The following is a 16,202-nucleotide window of genomic DNA, read 5'->3' as shown; positions in this document are numbered from 1 at the left end:
CATGAGTGTTTATTTCAAAAATATAGTTTTAACGGCAGGAAATATGGGAATGATGTCGTATATATATAATAATCTGCTTTAACCTTCGTTATCGCAGTATTAATGCCCTTTACCATAAATTGGTAATAGATCTGTGTTTTGGAAGACATTTTAGGCTTTTCAGCAAATAAATATTGGTTAAATAGATACTTTTTGTTGAATTTTATTAGAAACTCAGTTAATATAAGCCTTGTCATCAATTGAACAGATGGCATTTGCGTATAAAACAGACAAACTAGTGAACAAATTTTCACTTAGCCTGAAATGATTTGTTCCCATGTCGAATTAAACACTTTGGGAGGAGGTGAATGTCATGAACAAAACAGACTTAGTTAATGCAGTTGCTGAGAAAAGCGAGCTTTCTAAAAAAGACGCAACAAAAGCTGTAGATGCAGTATTCGAATCTGTCATGGATTCACTTAAAAATGGTGAAAAAGTACAGTTAATCGGATTTGGTAACTTTGAAGTACGTGAGCGTTCAGCGCGTAAAGGTCGTAATCCACAAACTGGAGAAGAAATCGAAATTCCTGCAAGCAAGGTTCCGGCTTTCAAACCAGGAAAAGCCCTTAAAGATAGTGTAAAATAATTACATAGGGCGTTGAAGGGTGCGTTATCATACGTGCCCTTTTTCTATGTTACGGCTTAAAAGATTGACTTTAAAATTGTTATAGGACATATTAATTAAAAAAGGACGGATACTATATGTATGACCCAACTGTTAAATCAGATTTTTTTATCATTAAAGCTCTAGAAGATGGCGTCAATGTCATAGGTCTTACCCGCGGCAACGATACCAAGTTTCATCATTCTGAAAAACTTGATAAGGGCGAAGTAATGATTGCTCAATTCACAGAGCATACTTCGGCTGTTAAAGTTAGAGGTAAAGCAATTATCCAGACCAGCCATGGAGAAATGGAAAACAGTTAAGTTATTTCCCTTTCATCTGGAATCAATCATTTTTATAACAGCTAAAATATGCTATAATAACTAGAGCACTCGAAAGGATGAAAGGGCCCAGGTGATATCTTTGAATACTTCTGTCACAGAAATTCAGAACTTAAGGGGACTTCTAGAAGATAAAATACACCACAAATATCTTGATAAATATTTACAAAAGCCCAAAATAGATGATGAAAAACTGAGAATTTTAACTTCTTTGATAGATAATAAGGTATCTCTTCATCCAATACAAAAGGAACGATACATTATCACAGCGATGATGGTACAAATTGCTCTTGATACACATGAACTCGTACCTGTAAGAAATGAAATGGATGAAACAAAAGAAGATAAACTCACGAAACAACTCAGGGTTTTAGCCGGTGATTATTACAGTGGTTTATATTATCTGCTGTTATCTGAAATAGAAGACTTTGATTTTATACATACGCTTGCATCTGCTATTAAAAAAATCAATGAATACAAAATACAACTTTACTATAAAGAAGTGGACTCACTTGAAGAATTTATTGATATAACAAAGAAAATCGATTCTACTTTGATTACCAATGTTACACAATATATTTATGACTGTTCAATTAACGAACTGATCGCTGATTGGCTATTTACGGAAAAGTTGAATATGGACTTAAGAGAAGCACAGCTCAACAAGAATTTCCCACTTTTCGAAAAATGGAAGGATATAGATAAAAGTAGCAATTATACATCTTTTATTACTAAAATGAATGTCCTAAACCATGAAAAGAAAGCGGAAATAGTAAGCTCCAATTCAAATCTCCCGGAAGAATACGTATTTCTGAAAGACTATTTTAAACATAGAATGGATGAAATTGAATATTATAATTCCTCAACTGTGGAAGAAGGTTAATTTATGCAGGGAAGAACAAAAGAAGAAAGAGTACATCATGTTTTTGAAAAAATATACCCAAACTATGATTCCATGAATTCCATCATTTCTTTTCAGCGTCATAAAGCATGGAGAAAAGATGTTATGAAGCGCATGAATGTGAAAATTGGATCACAGGCACTAGATGTGTGCTGCGGTACTGGAGACTGGTCTATTTCCCTGTCAGAAGCCGTTGGAGAAAACGGATATGTGACAGGGCTCGATTTCAGCAAAAACATGCTCTCTGTTGCAAAAAAGAAAAAAGAAGAGCTAAAACTAAGCCAGCTGGAATTGATTCATGGAAATGCTATGGAACTTCCTTTTGAAGACAATACTTTTGATTATGTAACAATTGGGTTTGGATTAAGGAATGTTCCGGATTATATGACAGTACTAAAAGAAATGTACAGAGTTGTGAAGCCTGGCGGAAAAGTGGTCTGTCTTGAAACGTCGCAGCCAACATTAATTGGTTTCAGACAAGGTTATTATTTTTATTTTCGGTTTATCATGCCACTACTCGGAAGATTATTTGCAAAAAGCTATGAAGAATATTCCTGGCTTCAGGAATCCGCAAAAGATTTTCCAGGCAAAAAACAATTAAAGCAAATGTTTTTGGATGCAGGGTTTTCCCGTGTTGAATTAAAAAGCTATACCGGCGGGGTTGCGGCAATGCATATGGGCTTCAAAGAATAATGATAATAGCATATATCTCTATCAATACGATTTATATTTTTAAGGGTAAAATTAGGTGACATAAATGAAACTACCAAAAATCTATGGGTTCTTAAAAAAAGATCTGGATCTAATCGAAACAGCATTACATGAAAGTATTCAAGCAGAACATCCTGTATTGCGAAAAGCATCCATTGGTTTACTGGACGCCGGGGGAAAAAGAATTCGCCCTGTTTTTGTCTTGCTGGCAGGGCAACTGGGTAGCTATGACTTAAACAACATTAAAAAGGTAGCTGTTTCTCTTGAATTGATACATATGGCTACTCTAGTTCATGATGATGTAATTGATGAAGCAGAGCTGCGAAGAGGTAAACCGACTACCAAGTCACTCTATGGGAATCGTGTTGCTATGTATACAGGCGATTACATTCTGGCGAGAGCGCTGGAAGAAGTAACAACCATTCATAACCCAGACATACACCGTCTACTTTCCAGAACGCTTGTGGAAGTGTCCATTGGAGAGATTGAACAAATTAAGGATAAGTATGTATGGGATCAGACGCTTCGGGATTATTTGCGGAGAATAAAACGAAAAACTGCGTTGCTTATTGCCACCAGTTGTAAACTAGGTGCGATAGTAAGTGGACTCGATGAAAAAGATGCAGATAGATTATACCAGTACGGATATAACATTGGAATGTCCTATCAAATTATAGACGACATTTTGGATTTCACTTCATCTGCAAAGGAACTTGGGAAACCTGCAGGCAACGACCTACTGCAGGGGAATATTACGCTCCCCGTACTTTATGCGCTTGAGCATAAAGATTTTAGAGAGATGATAGATGTCACATTTACAGATCCAGATTCTGTGGATGACCATTCTATGAAAATGCTCCTTACAAAACTAAAAAGTACGGATGCCATCAAGAAATCTTATAAAGTGAGTGATCTCTATCTCGCTAAAGCATTGAAGTCGCTTGAACCTCTACCACAGTCAAGGGCGAAGCTAACGTTGCAGGATATAGCAAAATATATTGGAAAAAGACGTTCATAACCTGATTGTAATTTTTATGAAAATTTGATAGAATCAAAAAGGTTGGACTTCCAATACATAGTAACGAGGTGAAAAAATGGAAAAAACATTTTTAATGGTAAAACCTGACGGTGTACAGCGGAATTTAATTGGTGAAATTGTAAAGCGCTTCGAATCAAAAGGATACAAGCTTGCGGGGGCTAAATTAATGGTCATTTCCAACGAGCTTGCCGAGCAGCACTATGGCGAACACAAGGAAAGACCTTTCTTTGGAGAACTCGTTGACTTTATTACATCCGGACCAGTTTTTGCGATGGTATGGGAAGGCGAAAACGTTATCGCAACTGCGCGAAACATGATGGGTAAAACAAACCCGCTTGAAGCAGCACAAAGCACCATTCGTGGAGATTTCGGTGTTACTGTAGGAAAGAACATTATTCACGGTTCTGATTCTCCGGAAAGCGCTGAAAGAGAGATTTCACTATTCTTTAAGGGAAATGAAATCGTTTCCTACACAAAACAAGATAGCGAATGGATCTATTGATTTAAATGAACCTCCGTTTTTTTCTAACGGGGGTTTTTTAACAGTTAATTATTGATGGAAGAGGCGCTTAGTTATGAAAGATGATTACATAGAGTTTATACAAAGAGTGAAGAAAAAAATTGGAATTGATTTGAACTTATATAAAGAGACACAAATGAAACGGAGGATTACTACTTTAAGAGATAAAAGAGGGTTTTCAAGCTATCTATCCTATTTTGAAGCACTATGCAAAGATGAACCCCTCCTGAAAGAATTTACAGACCGATTAACGATTAATGTATCCGAGTTCTATAGGAATCCGAAAAGGTGGGATGTACTTAAGAGCCAAATTATTCCAATGCTCCTGGAAACCAACAGGGAATTATCCATCTGGAGTGCGGCTTGTTCAACAGGTGAGGAACCATATAGTTTAGCAATTATGGCAAAAGAGCATTTCCCGAACGCCCGCATTCAAATTCTCGCCACAGATATCGATGACAATGTACTCGCCAAAGCAAAACAGGGAACTTATTTGGAGAAAGCTTTAAAAGAACTTCCGGATTCACTCAAAAAGAAATATTTCACACAAACAGGTAGTTTTTTTCAGGTAGAAGAATTCTTAAAGAAAAACATCACCTTTAAAAAACACAATCTTCTATCTGACCGTTACCCATCGAAAATAGATTTGATTGTTTGCAGAAATGTGCTGATTTATTTTACAGACCAGGCAAAAGAAGAAATCTATCAGAAGTTCAGTAAATCACTCAAGTCAAATGGGATACTGTTTGTCGGCAGTACCGAACAGATTTTTAATCCTTTTAAATATTCATTCCATCTAGCAGAAACATTCTTCTATCAAAAGGTGGAAAATTAATTTCACAAATGAACAAAAGCACATAGATATAACACAACTTTCGCATCGTGAAATTGACAAAGCCATATATATTATTCTTTCTTATCTTTCAAAAAAATGTACTAAATACAACATAAGTAAAAGCAGATATGATATAGTAATTAGAAAAACTTTGCTTTTATATAGAATATAATAATTTACTGTAAAGGAGAATGTTACATGCGCTACTTAACATCAGGTGAATCTCATGGTAAACAACTAACAACCATTATCGAGGGGCTGCCTTCCCAAATGCCTTTATTAAAAGATGACATAAATGAATCATTATTGAGGCGTCAGGGTGGATATGGTCGCGGAAAAAGAATGCAGATTGAAAAGGACCTTGTCGAAGTAACAAGTGGGATAAGACATGGTTATACACTAGGTTCCCCTGTTTCTCTTGTGATACATAATGACGATTTTAAACATTGGACCGATATTATGGGTGAAGATCCGCTTGAGGATGAATCAAAAATAAGACGTGTTGTCACAAAGCCACGACCTGGGCATGCTGACCTGAATGGTGCTTTAAAATATGGCCACCGTGATATGCGAAACATTCTTGAAAGATCATCTGCTAGGGAAACTGCTGCACGTGTAGCAGCGGGTGCAGTTGCTAAGACATTGTTAAAGCAACTCGGAATTGAAGTATGTGGTTATGTTAAAGAAATTGCCGGTATTCGAGCAGAAGAAAAGGAAACCTTAAATATTAACGAGCGAATTAAGATTTCTCAGGAATCACCTGTTATGGTATTGGATAAGAATGTGGAAAAAGAAATGATGGAAGCCATTGATAAGGCCAAAAGTGAAGGGGATTCAATTGGTGGAGTATGTGAGGTATATGTAGAAGGAATGCCTGCCGGTGTCGGTTCCTATGTGCATTATGATCGTAAACTGGACAGCAGAATTGCTGGCAGTGTTATCAGCATCAATGCTTTTAAAGGAGTTGAATTCGGGATCGGTTTTCAGGCAGCAGAACTGTTTGGTAGTCAAGTCCATGACGAAATCGCCTGGGATAAAGAGAGAGGATATTACAGAACATCCAACAGACTTGGTGGATTTGAAGGAGGCATGACTACGGGAATGCCTATTGTGGTAAAAGGGGTAATGAAACCAATTCCAACTTTAATGAAAAGACCGCTACAAAGTGTTGATATCGAGACCAAGGAACCATTTAAAGCAACCGTTGAGCGATCTGATGCCTGTGCTGTACCTGCTGCATCTGTTGTTATGGAACACGTGGTTGCATTTGAACTTGCCAAAGCGATTACAGAACAGTTTCCAAGCGATCGATTTTCACAGCTGAAAAAAGCGATTGAGGATTACCGTGAAGAAATCAGGTGTTTTTAATGGAGGTTATTTCCGTTAAATCCAGTACAAATTCATACCAAATCATTGTCGGTGAAGCTGTCCGCTTTAAATTAAGTGACTTTTTAAAAAAGGATTATTCCTCTATTCTTGTTGTTTCCGATGAAAATGTCTCAGCATTGTATATGGATGATATCGTGGGGAATTTTCCAGATAAAACGGTTTTCAAGTCCGTTGTCGGGGCTGGTGAACAATCAAAAAATATACAAACCTTTTACCAGCTCCAGACCGATGCCATAAACTTTGGCCTGGATCGCCAGTCATTAATCATCGCACTTGGTGGAGGCGTGGTTGGGGACCTGGCCGGTTTTGCAGCGGCAACCTATATGCGTGGGATTGATTATGTCCAATTGCCAACAACAATTCTCGCTCACGACAGCAGTGTTGGCGGTAAAGTTGCAATCAATCATGAATTGGGTAAGAACCTGATTGGCAATTTCTATCCTCCTGTGGCTGTTATTTATGATGTTGATACACTGGAATCACTCAATGACAGAGAAATACGTTCTGGATATGCAGAGCTGATAAAAGAGGCGTTAATTGCTGATGTTGACTTTTTCCGTTCCTTGCTTAAAACAGATATATATCACGTAACAAACAATCAGTTACAGAATCATCTAATGCTTGGAACTAAAATAAAAGCGCAAATTGTAGAAATGGATGAAAGAGAATCCGGAGTGCGAAAACATTTAAATCTTGGGCATACACTGGGGCACGCCCTCGAATCCGACCTTGGTTATGGGAAACTGGCCCATGGAGAAGCAGTGGCTATCGGGTTACTCTTTTCAATGCATGTCAGTGAACAGCTGGTTAATGAAAAACTGCCATTTGAAGAATTATATGAATGGTTACAAAATAATCGTTATCCTTTAAACGATATAGATTATCACAATGATCGATTAATTAATATAATGAAATCTGATAAAAAGTCAGTCAAAAGTAAAATACAAATGGTGCTGTTAAAAGACATAGCCGTGCCAATTGTGAAGGAACTGGAAGATGAAGAAATAGATAACTATTTAAAATCATTTATTGTAAGGATGGTGGCAAAATGACAAGAGGTATCCGAGGAGCTACGACAGTTTCTGAAAATATCGAAGCACAAATGATCGAAAACACGAAAAACCTAATCGAAGAAATGGTTGAAAAAAATAATATTAAACCACATGATATTTCCCATGTGTTTATCTCTGTGACAAAGGATTTAAATGCGGGATTCCCTGCAAGAGCACTGAGAAAATTTGAAGGATGGACCCATGTACCTGTAATGTGCATGGCTGAAATCGAAGTGCCTGGAAGTCTGCCCAAATGTATACGGGTTATGATGGTAGTAAATACAGAGGAGAACCAAAGTAATATCCAACATGTTTTTCATCATGAAGCAATCAAATTACGTCCTGATCTAGTAAACAATAAAGGAGAATAATTCATGGAAGGCAAACCAATTTTAAATCAACTTAGCCCTTATAAACAAGGGAAACAAACGAAAGAAATACAAGAAGAATTCGGATTAAGTCATATCGTCAAATTGGCTTCCAATGAAAATCCATATGGTTATTCAAAAATGGTTAAAGAACGCCTTTCTAAAGAACTTCCTGAATTTAATATTTATCCAGATGGTTATACAGGGGAATTGAGGAATGCTTTAACCGATAAATTAAATGTGAAAGAAAACGAATTGATATTCGGTAGTGGTACGGAAGAAATTATACAATTAATTTGCCGTTCTTACTTGCAACCTGGATTAAATGTGGTTGTGGCGGCACCAACATTTCCGCAATATAAGCATTATGCATTGATTGAGGGTGCATCAGTCAAAGAAATCCCAACAGATACAAATGGATACCATGATATGGACCGGATGCTTGAAGCAGTCGATGAAAACACGAAGATTGTGTGGCTTTGTTCGCCAAATAATCCAACCGGGTCTGTTATTCCAAAAGAAGATTTGCACACATTTATGAGTAAATGTCCTGATCATGTATTGGTAGTTTATGATGAAGCTTATTATGAATATATGGATAAAGAATTAGATGTACATGCATTATCCTATATTAATAAATTTGATAATCTAATTACAATGCGTACCTTTTCCAAAGCATATGGATTAGCAGGACTACGCATCGGTTACGGTGTAGCCAATAGTAATATAATAACTACACTAGATAAAGTCAGAGGTCCATTTAACACAACTTCGATTGCTCAAAAGGCTGCCATCACCGCACTTGAGGATCAGGCATTTATAAAGCATACATATGTAACAAATAAACATGTAAAAGCTTCGTTCGAAACGTTTTTGGATGATATCGGCTGGAAATATTATGATTCACAAACAAACTTTTTACTCATAGTTACTCCTACTAGTGGTACAGAAGTTTTCCAATATCTCTTGGAAAATGGGTTTATTGTAAGACCAGGTGAATTACTCGGCATACCTGGGACAGTCAGAATTACCATTGGTACAGAGGATGATATGAAGCAACTTCAAAAATTGCTGTTCATGTTCCATAAAGAAAAGACGAAGGTGTTCGAATGAATAAAACTACTATTTTAGTTGCCGGTATGGGATTGATCGGAGGATCCCTAGCCAAGGGGATGGCAGCATCCGAAGAAAATTATATTATAGGTTATGACCCCAGTCACGAATCATTGAAATTCGCTTTATTAAATGGGATTATTCATGAGTCCAGTACAAATTTTGCCGAATCTGCAACGAATGCTGACTTTATTATATTAGCAGCACCTATCTCTGATACAATTTCTTTAATGAAAGAGCTAAATACAATTAATTTTAATAAAAATGTAATTGTCACAGATACAGCATCTGTAAAAAGTCCAATCATTGAAACAGCAACACATTTTAACAATGAACAAATAACGTTTATCGGCGGTCATCCGATGGCAGGATCTCATAAGAAAGGGGTTCAGGCCGCAAAAGCACACTTATTCGAAAATGCGATCTATGTTCTTTCACCCATGAAGGAATGCAGTGAAACAGATGTAGCAGCCTTACAACACGTTTTGAAAAACACAAAAAGTAAATTTGTCGTATTACAACCTGATGAGCATGATGAAATGACAGGGGTTGTATCTCATTTCCCTCATTTAATTGCATCTTCATTGGTTCACCAGGCCAAGAAATGGGAGATTACACACGCATTTTTACCTAATCTTGCGGCCGGAGGTTTTAGGGATATTACAAGAATCGCTTCCAGCAATCCTAAAATGTGGCAGGACATTTTCCATCATAACAGAAACAAAATGTCCACCCTGCTTGAAGAATGGATTGAGGAAATGAAATACTTGAAGGTTCTATTGGAGAAGGATGAGAAGGACAAGATGATTTCATATCTGGATAAGGCTAAACTTTACCGTGATGGTCTTGCCGAAACAGAAAAAGGAGCTATCCCCTCATTTTATGATTTATATGTTGACATCCGTGACCAGCCAGGTGCACTTGCTTCAGTAGTTCAATTACTTGCAAACGAAGATGTCAGTATAAAAAATATTGAGATTCTTGAAGTTCGCGAAGATATTACAGGTGTTTTAAGATTAAGCTTTTATACAAAAGAAGCCCAGATTAAAAGCTCTGAACTATTAGAGAACAACGGTTATGAAACAATGATCCAGCATTAGAACTGATTCAGAAAGGAAGTGACAACCGTGAGCGAAAAAACACTAAAGCCTTTTGAAGGAAAGCTATCCGGTGTAATAGAAATTCCAGGCGATAAATCCATTTCTCATCGTGCAGTCATTTTTGGTTCTCTGGCTAAAGGAATTACAAAGGTTACCAATTTTCTGGACGGAGAAGATTGCTTAAGAACCGTAAATGCTTTCCGCGAAATGGGAGTAACGATACAGGAAGATGGAACAAGCCTTGTTATTGAAAGTGAAGGAATCTCAGGTTTGTCCGAACCAAAACAACCTTTAGATTTTGGTAATTCTGGAACAACTACAAGGCTGATGCTCGGAATACTATCCGGCCTGCCATTTTTTACAACCATCTATGGTGATGCTTCATTGTCCAAACGCCCAATGGATCGTGTAGTGAACCCACTGCGTCAAATGGGTTCTATCATCGATGGAAGAAATGATGGAAACTTACTCCCTTTGTCAATAAGAGGCAGTAAATTACATCCGATTGACTATACACTTCCGGTCAAAAGTGCCCAGGTTAAGTCTGCCATCCTGCTGGCAGGTCTACTGGCCGATGGCGAAACGAGGGTGACTGAAACAACCCCTACACGGAATCATACGGAAAATATGCTTAAAGCGTTTGGTGCTGATATTACTTCAGACGGATACACCACTACGATTAGAGGAAAAAATAATTTACATGCGACAAATGTTCATGTCCCTGGTGATATATCTTCTGCTGCTTTCTTTCTTGTAGCTGGTACCATTGTTCCTGACAGTAGCATTCACCTGAAAAATACAGGATTGAACAACACCCGAACAGGAATCATTGAAGTGCTTCAAAAGATGGGCGCTGACATCGTTATCGAAAATGAAAGATCTGTAAGCGGGGAAAAAATAGGTGATATTCACATCTCCTATAGTTCACTGAAAGGCATAACCATTGAAGGAAACATTATTCCTACGCTAATAGATGAGATCCCTATTATTGCTTTACTCGCAACTCAAGCTGAAGGGACAACAATCATTAAGGATGCCGAAGAACTTCGCGTAAAAGAAACGGACAGAATAACTGCTGTTGCCGATGTTTTAAATACACTTGGCGCAGATATAACACCGACAAAAGATGGTATGATTGTAAAGGGAAAAACACAACTGCATGGTGGGAATATAGCTTCCTATGATGACCACCGCATTGCGATGATGGGTGCAATTGCATCTTTGATAACTACAAATGAAGTTGTCATAGATGATATTTCCTGTATATCCATCTCCTATCCTGATTTTTTCAGAGATTTAGAATCGCTGAAATGAATAAGAAATTCACTCAAGGTCAGTTTTTTTAAAAGGATAGCGTATAAATGTTGGCTAGCATGAACTGTTGCAACATATTTGGCCACGTCAAGTCTAATCAGCACCATATGGGGATAACCTCAACGCCCATCCCCCCCTAAATTCTGGAAGTGGAAGTCAAACATCCGTTCATGCGGGATAAAATTAGCTATTAAGAATCTGCCGATGTGCAGATTCTTTTTAGTTCACATATTTGAACTGCCCGCCTGATTTGGGTATTATTAAAATTGAAATAACTTATATATGTAGTTATTTAGAGAGGATGTTCGTAATGGACACCATTATGGAAGCAGTGCAATTAGTAGAAAATAATCAAACTGAGAAAGCAATCAACATGCTCGATGATTATTTGACGAAAGCAAATGATGATGAGAAATATACGATTGCTGAATTATATCTTCAATGGGGATTCCATCAGGAAGCTCGGCTGATTTTAGAAGAATTGCTGGAGCTATACCCGGAAGAAAGTGATTTGAAACTATCCCTTGCTGATATTTTTATAGAAATGGAAGAAGACGAACCGGCAATAACATTGCTTAATGAAATAAAAAAGGACGATCCAGCATATATTCAGTCACTTTTGCAATTGGCAGATTTATATCAGGCACAAGGATTATTTGAAGTATCTGAACAGAAATTGCTGACAGCAAAACAGATAGCCCCAAGTGAAGTTGTCATTGATTTTGCGCTTGGAGAACTCTATTTTTCCATCGGAGAATATGTTAAAGCAATTACTTATTTTGAGAAAGTAAGGAGCAAACAAGCTGAAGTTGCTCACATCTCGTTGGATGACCGCCTCGGTGAATCTTATGCAGCTGCAGGAGAATATGAAAAAGCATTGACCTATTTTAAAGAAGATGGCAATGATAATGCCGATAAATTTTTTAAACATGGCGTAACTGCTTTTCAGGCAGACAGGACTGATATTTCCATCAAAGCATGGGAGCATGTACTGGAAATTGATGAAGACTATCATACGGTTTATTACCAACTTGCTAAAGCATATGAACGTGAAGGTATGCTTGAGGATGCGTTTAACATATCCAAAAAAGGAATGGAAAGAGATGCATTCAATAAAGAGCTATATTATATAGCTGGTTCTGTTGCCCATCAATTGAATCAGGATGAAGAAAGCGAAAAATACATTCGTGAAGCAATTGCCCTTGATCCCGATTACAAGGAAGCCGTTCTTTTCTTGATTGAGCTTTTCAAAAAGAATGGGAACTTCGAGGAAATAACCGACTTAATTTTGGAAATTAAAAACACCGGTGCAGATGACCCGTTATATGATTGGGAACTTGCACGGGCATTTAATGAAAATGAATCGTTTGAAAATGCATTAAAATACTATCGTGAAGCATATAATAGTTTAAATCAAGATAGCGATTTTCTGAAGGAATACGGTTACTTCCTGACTGAAGAGGGCAGAATTAAAGAAGCAATTCCCATCTTTGAATCCTATTGTTTACTTCAACCTCTCGATGAAGATGCTGAATCATATCTGAGCCGTTTAAAACAAACGTATGAATTGGATCAATAGTATCTTGTAATTTAAGAAGGGGGGAAAAAAATGATATCTCCTGTTACAGCGAAGGACAAAAAAAGTTTTATCCAATGGTTCCTTAATCATTACCGACTGAAAAAAAGAGAGAGTGTATGGATACTTAATTATCTTGTAAATCACAATGAACTGCTGACAAACGTTCATTTTGTGAGAGATGTAAAATATTGTCCAAGAGGAATCATGATGACCAGTCACTGTTCGGAAGAAGTGCCTTTTCGCTTTTACAAAAATCACCTTGTTACGACAGATGCTGAGAAGTCTTTTCATGAGATTCGACTTAACCAGAATGAACCTTTATACTTACAATTAAATTTCAAAAAATCCAATCAGCATTCCTACTATGCATCTGTATTGGAAGAAAACCCATTTATACCTGCGGACTATTATATAACAAATCACGATAAAGAGCTTGCCAGCCAACTACTGAACCATTCACTATACGAACATAAAAAAAATAAATTAATGATGGAAATCGACCGTGCTCTCGATGAAATGAACCATGAAGAATTCCAGCGCCTGACAGGTAAATTAAAAAAGTTAAATTCAATAGATTCTTATCAACCTGATTCGAAGGAATAGGTTGATTTTTTTTGTGTATATAGGATAAGATTTAGTAATGGGACACTATTTTGATAAGTCAAAAAGACTAAGAAAGGAAGATTAGCTATGAAATGGAGAAAAAACGATATACAGCAATATGTACAATCTAAAGAATACATAGATACGATTCTCCTGCCATTGATTCCCATCCAATTATCAAGTGATGATGATGCGGAAAAACACGCCTCACAAAGTGAAGTGATGAATATTCTAGCAAACGAGATAGAAAAAGAGCTGACAGGAAGAATCATGCTTGCACCAAACTACCATTATCTTAAATCTGCCGATAAACAGCTTGAGAGCAAACGATTGAATGGTTGGGCTGAAGATATGAAGAAGCAGCCGTTTTCCCATATTGTTTACATCACCTTTGATTCCAGCTGGAAAAAGCATGAAAAAGATATTAGTGACAATCTTTTATGGATGCCGGCTGTACAGGTGGGGGAAATAAACTCGAAAGAAATGCATGGTATTATACGTGAACAAGTAGGACAAACAGTTGAATTGATACGCTCCTACTGGCAGTCAAATTAAGCAGAATTTTGCCTGAACTTATATGTGAGAATATTGTTTTATATTGACCGAATATAAAGATTGCGCTATCATTGTATTGTCCTAGTAATCTGAATTTAATTATATTGTCCGTGACTAATGGAAAGAGGGGGGAAAATCATGAGTAATGAAAAACAGCAAGTATCCCGTAGACAGTTTCTAAACTATACGCTTACTGGGGTAGGGGGGTTTATGGCAGCCGGTCTACTTATCTCTCCGATAAGAATGGCGGTTGATCCAGTATTAAAAGAATCCTCAGCAGGTGATTTGGCAAACGTAGGATTATCTGTTGATGATATTACTTCAGAGCCTCAACGAATTGATTGGAGTGTTGATCAAGTAGATGGATGGTATGAATCTGAAGTTAATCGCTCTGCATGGGTTTATAGAAACGAAGATGATGAGATTGTAGCCTTTTCCCCGGTTTGCAAACACTTAGGTTGTGTTGTTTCATGGGAAGGCAGTGAAAATCATCCAAACGAATACTTTTGCCCGTGTCATGATGGACGCTATTACAAGGATGGTACCAATGTTCCAGGTACTCCACCATTGGCTCCATTGGATGAATATGAGCAGGAAGTCAGGGATGGCATGTTATTCCTAGGCGATGCAAGACCACGAGAGGAGGCGTAGTGACATATGTTACAAAAAATATATGATTGGATTGATGATCGTATAGATATTACGCCGATATGGCGTGATATTGCAGACCATGAAGTTCCCGAACATGTTAATCCCGCGCATCATTTCTCAGCATTTGTTTATTGTTTCGGGGGTTTGACGTTTTTCGTTGTCGTCATTCAAATTCTTTCCGGAATGTTTCTAACCATGTACTATGTTCCGGATATTCAAAATGCGTGGAAGTCCGTTTATTATTTGCAGACTGAAGTTGCTCATGGGCAGATAGTAAGAGGAATGCACCATTGGGGCGCCAGTGTTGTAATCGTAATGCTATTATTACATACCCTACGCGTGTTTTTTCAAGGCGCATATAAAAAACCGCGTGAACTTAACTGGGTGGTTGGTGTACTAATCTTCTTCGTTATGCTAGGTTTAGGTTTTACCGGTTATTTATTGCCTTGGGATAACAAAGCATATTTTGCAACACAGGTTGGACTTGAAATGGCGGAACAGGTTCCGTTTATCGGTCAACAGTTGAAAATACTTCTGGCTGGAGATGCAACAATTGTTGGTGCTCAAACATTGACAAGATTCTTTGCAATCCATGTATTCTTCCTGCCGGCAGCATTATTTGGACTATTGGCAGCACATTTTATTTTAATACGTAAACAAGGTATTTCCGGACCACTATAAGAAGGAGGGCAAGTGATGCATAAGGGTAAAGGTATGAAATTTGTCGGGGATTCGAGAATTTCCGCTGAAAGGAAACCAAATATACCGAAAGATTATTCTGAGTATCCTGGAAGAACAGAAGCTTTTTGGCCCAACTTTTTATTAAAAGAATGGTTGGCTGGAGCTGTATTTTTAGTTGGTTTTCTAAGTTTAACATTAGCTCATCCATCGCCTTTGGAAGGGATGGCTGATCCAACTGACGCAGCATATATACCTCTGCCAGATTGGTACTTCTTATTCCTATATGAACTATTGAAATATGAATTTGCAAGTGGAGACTTTATACTTTTAGGTATGCTCGTTCTCCCTGGGCTTGGTTTTGGAGCATTATTACTGGCACCATTTTTGGACAACGGTCCAGGGCGCAGACCACATCAACGTCCAGTGGCTGTTGGAATGATGTTATTAGGATTGGTATCCGTTATATGGTTGACCTATACATCTGCATCACATGTAGATTGGGAAAGCCGCGCTGAGGCGAATAAACCTATTCCACAAGCAGAAGTCACCATTGATACAGAGCATCCTGGTTTTGCTTCCTATGAAAATAGCTGTTTAGCATGCCATGGTAATGAATTAGAGGGTGGAGCAGGACCTGCACTCGTTGGAATGGATCTCTCAGCTGAAGAGATTGCTGACATTGCAGTGAACGGTATTGGTTCCATGCCAGCTGATCAATTCACTGGAACGGATGAAGAGCTCGAGCAATTAGTAGACTTTATCATCGCAGTAAATGAATCAGCAGAGTAAACGTTAACTAAAAAACAC

Annotated in this window: 19 protein-coding genes; all 19 read left to right on the top strand. The window is 37.7% G+C overall.

All coding sequences use genetic code 11. From position 1 onward, the window contains the following. The first annotated feature begins 352 nt into the window (after window positions 1-352). The 19 genes from MN204_RS14895 (at window position 353) to MN204_RS14805 (ending at window position 16,184) form a co-directional block, all read left to right on the top strand. Window positions 353-625: a non-specific DNA-binding protein Hbs gene (locus MN204_RS14895; protein WP_010650679.1), complete on the top strand. Its 273-nt coding sequence runs from the start codon at window positions 353-355 to the stop codon at window positions 623-625. Window positions 626-741: 116 nt separating this feature from the next. Further along, on the top strand, window positions 742-966 hold the full coding sequence (gene mtrB / locus MN204_RS14890) for a trp RNA-binding attenuation protein MtrB (protein ID WP_249871873.1): 225 nt from the start codon (window positions 742-744) through the stop codon (window positions 964-966). Window positions 967-1,066: 100 nt separating this feature from the next. After that, the gene (locus MN204_RS14885; RefSeq protein WP_249871872.1) at window positions 1,067-1,867 is read left to right on the top strand and encodes a heptaprenyl diphosphate synthase component 1; all 801 of its coding nucleotides are present in this window, start codon (window positions 1,067-1,069) and stop codon (window positions 1,865-1,867) included. Between the two features lie 3 nt (window positions 1,868-1,870). Then, entirely contained in the window at window positions 1,871-2,578 is a 708-nt protein-coding gene (menG, locus tag MN204_RS14880) for a demethylmenaquinone methyltransferase (protein ID WP_249871871.1), read from the top strand. Between the two features lie 64 nt (window positions 2,579-2,642). Then, entirely contained in the window at window positions 2,643-3,614 is a 972-nt protein-coding gene (gene hepT, locus MN204_RS14875) for a heptaprenyl diphosphate synthase component II (RefSeq protein ID WP_249871870.1), read from the top strand. A 76-nt stretch (window positions 3,615-3,690) separates the two neighbouring features. Further along, window positions 3,691-4,137, top strand: a complete 447-nt coding sequence (ndk, locus tag MN204_RS14870; RefSeq protein WP_249871869.1) for a nucleoside-diphosphate kinase — start codon at window positions 3,691-3,693, stop codon at window positions 4,135-4,137. 73 nt (window positions 4,138-4,210) lie between these two features. Then, the gene (locus tag MN204_RS14865; protein WP_249871868.1) at window positions 4,211-4,990 is read left to right on the top strand and encodes a CheR family methyltransferase; all 780 of its coding nucleotides are present in this window, start codon (window positions 4,211-4,213) and stop codon (window positions 4,988-4,990) included. Between the two features lie 198 nt (window positions 4,991-5,188). Further along, a complete protein-coding gene (gene aroC / locus MN204_RS14860; protein ID WP_249871867.1) occupies window positions 5,189-6,358 on the top strand; it encodes a chorismate synthase in 1,170 nt (389 codons plus the stop codon). After that, window positions 6,358-7,431 carry a 3-dehydroquinate synthase gene (gene aroB, locus MN204_RS14855; RefSeq protein WP_249871866.1) on the top strand — a complete coding sequence of 358 codons (1,074 nt, stop codon included), beginning with the start codon at window positions 6,358-6,360 and terminating at the stop codon, window positions 7,429-7,431. Before aroC ends, aroB begins: the two co-directional genes overlap by 1 nt. After that, window positions 7,428-7,802 (top strand): chorismate mutase, encoded by a 375-nt coding sequence (gene aroH / locus MN204_RS14850; RefSeq protein WP_249871865.1) that lies wholly within the window; start codon window positions 7,428-7,430, stop codon window positions 7,800-7,802. The genes aroB and aroH overlap by 4 nt, the downstream gene beginning before the upstream one ends. A gap of 3 nt (window positions 7,803-7,805) precedes the next feature. Beyond that, complete coding sequence (gene hisC, locus MN204_RS14845; RefSeq protein WP_249871864.1) at window positions 7,806-8,912, top strand: histidinol-phosphate transaminase; 1,107 nt, start codon at window positions 7,806-7,808, stop codon at window positions 8,910-8,912. After that, window positions 8,909-10,012, top strand: a complete 1,104-nt coding sequence (locus tag MN204_RS14840; RefSeq protein WP_249871863.1) for a prephenate dehydrogenase — start codon at window positions 8,909-8,911, stop codon at window positions 10,010-10,012. The genes hisC and MN204_RS14840 overlap by 4 nt, the downstream gene beginning before the upstream one ends. 27 nt (window positions 10,013-10,039) lie before the next feature. Further along, window positions 10,040-11,326 (top strand): 3-phosphoshikimate 1-carboxyvinyltransferase, encoded by a 1,287-nt coding sequence (gene aroA, locus MN204_RS14835; protein WP_249871862.1) that lies wholly within the window; start codon window positions 10,040-10,042, stop codon window positions 11,324-11,326. Between the two features lie 310 nt (window positions 11,327-11,636). Next, window positions 11,637-12,905 carry a tetratricopeptide repeat protein gene (locus MN204_RS14830; protein WP_249871861.1) on the top strand — a complete coding sequence of 423 codons (1,269 nt, stop codon included), beginning with the start codon at window positions 11,637-11,639 and terminating at the stop codon, window positions 12,903-12,905. 30 nt (window positions 12,906-12,935) lie between these two features. Further along, window positions 12,936-13,508 (top strand): ReoY family proteolytic degradation factor, encoded by a 573-nt coding sequence (locus MN204_RS14825; protein ID WP_249871860.1) that lies wholly within the window; start codon window positions 12,936-12,938, stop codon window positions 13,506-13,508. 87 nt (window positions 13,509-13,595) lie between these two features. Continuing rightward, window positions 13,596-14,063 (top strand): YpiF family protein, encoded by a 468-nt coding sequence (locus tag MN204_RS14820; RefSeq protein ID WP_249871859.1) that lies wholly within the window; start codon window positions 13,596-13,598, stop codon window positions 14,061-14,063. Between the two features lie 138 nt (window positions 14,064-14,201). Beyond that, complete coding sequence (locus MN204_RS14815) at window positions 14,202-14,714, top strand: QcrA and Rieske domain-containing protein (RefSeq protein ID WP_249871858.1); 513 nt, start codon at window positions 14,202-14,204, stop codon at window positions 14,712-14,714. A gap of 6 nt (window positions 14,715-14,720) precedes the next feature. Next, a complete protein-coding gene (qcrB, locus tag MN204_RS14810; protein WP_249871857.1) occupies window positions 14,721-15,395 on the top strand; it encodes a menaquinol-cytochrome c reductase cytochrome b subunit in 675 nt (224 codons plus the stop codon). Between the two features lie 15 nt (window positions 15,396-15,410). After that, window positions 15,411-16,184 (top strand): menaquinol-cytochrome c reductase cytochrome b/c subunit, encoded by a 774-nt coding sequence (locus MN204_RS14805; protein ID WP_249871856.1) that lies wholly within the window; start codon window positions 15,411-15,413, stop codon window positions 16,182-16,184. The last annotated feature ends 18 nt before the right edge of the window (window positions 16,185-16,202 follow it).

Source organism: Oceanobacillus saliphilus (assembly GCF_023522835.1).
Taxonomy (GTDB): Bacteria; Bacillota; Bacilli; order Bacillales; family Amphibacillaceae; genus Oceanobacillus; species Oceanobacillus saliphilus.
Note: the sequence above shows the minus strand (reverse complement) of the source record. Positions and strands in the feature narration are given on the sequence as shown.

Excerpts from the sequence above, each read along its gene's own strand:
- MN204_RS14895 (WP_010650679.1), top strand. The coding sequence starts at position 353 with ATGAACAAAACAGACTTAGTTAATGCAGTTGCTGAGAAAAGCGAGCTT.
- mtrB (WP_249871873.1), top strand. The coding sequence starts at position 742 with ATGTATGACCCAACTGTTAAATCAGATTTTTTTATCATTAAAGCTCTA.
- menG (WP_249871871.1), top strand. The coding sequence starts at position 1,871 with ATGCAGGGAAGAACAAAAGAAGAAAGAGTACATCATGTTTTTGAAAAA.
- hepT (WP_249871870.1), top strand. The coding sequence starts at position 2,643 with ATGAAACTACCAAAAATCTATGGGTTCTTAAAAAAAGATCTGGATCTA.
- ndk (WP_249871869.1), top strand. The coding sequence starts at position 3,691 with ATGGAAAAAACATTTTTAATGGTAAAACCTGACGGTGTACAGCGGAAT.
- MN204_RS14865 (WP_249871868.1), top strand. The coding sequence starts at position 4,211 with ATGAAAGATGATTACATAGAGTTTATACAAAGAGTGAAGAAAAAAATT.
- aroC (WP_249871867.1), top strand. The coding sequence starts at position 5,189 with ATGCGCTACTTAACATCAGGTGAATCTCATGGTAAACAACTAACAACC.
- aroB (WP_249871866.1), top strand. The coding sequence starts at position 6,358 with ATGGAGGTTATTTCCGTTAAATCCAGTACAAATTCATACCAAATCATT.
- aroH (WP_249871865.1), top strand. The coding sequence starts at position 7,428 with ATGACAAGAGGTATCCGAGGAGCTACGACAGTTTCTGAAAATATCGAA.
- hisC (WP_249871864.1), top strand. The coding sequence starts at position 7,806 with ATGGAAGGCAAACCAATTTTAAATCAACTTAGCCCTTATAAACAAGGG.
- MN204_RS14840 (WP_249871863.1), top strand. The coding sequence starts at position 8,909 with ATGAATAAAACTACTATTTTAGTTGCCGGTATGGGATTGATCGGAGGA.
- MN204_RS14830 (WP_249871861.1), top strand. The coding sequence starts at position 11,637 with ATGGACACCATTATGGAAGCAGTGCAATTAGTAGAAAATAATCAAACT.
- MN204_RS14825 (WP_249871860.1), top strand. The coding sequence starts at position 12,936 with ATGATATCTCCTGTTACAGCGAAGGACAAAAAAAGTTTTATCCAATGG.
- MN204_RS14820 (WP_249871859.1), top strand. The coding sequence starts at position 13,596 with ATGAAATGGAGAAAAAACGATATACAGCAATATGTACAATCTAAAGAA.
- MN204_RS14815 (WP_249871858.1), top strand. The coding sequence starts at position 14,202 with ATGAGTAATGAAAAACAGCAAGTATCCCGTAGACAGTTTCTAAACTAT.
- qcrB (WP_249871857.1), top strand. The coding sequence starts at position 14,721 with ATGTTACAAAAAATATATGATTGGATTGATGATCGTATAGATATTACG.
- MN204_RS14805 (WP_249871856.1), top strand. The coding sequence starts at position 15,411 with ATGCATAAGGGTAAAGGTATGAAATTTGTCGGGGATTCGAGAATTTCC.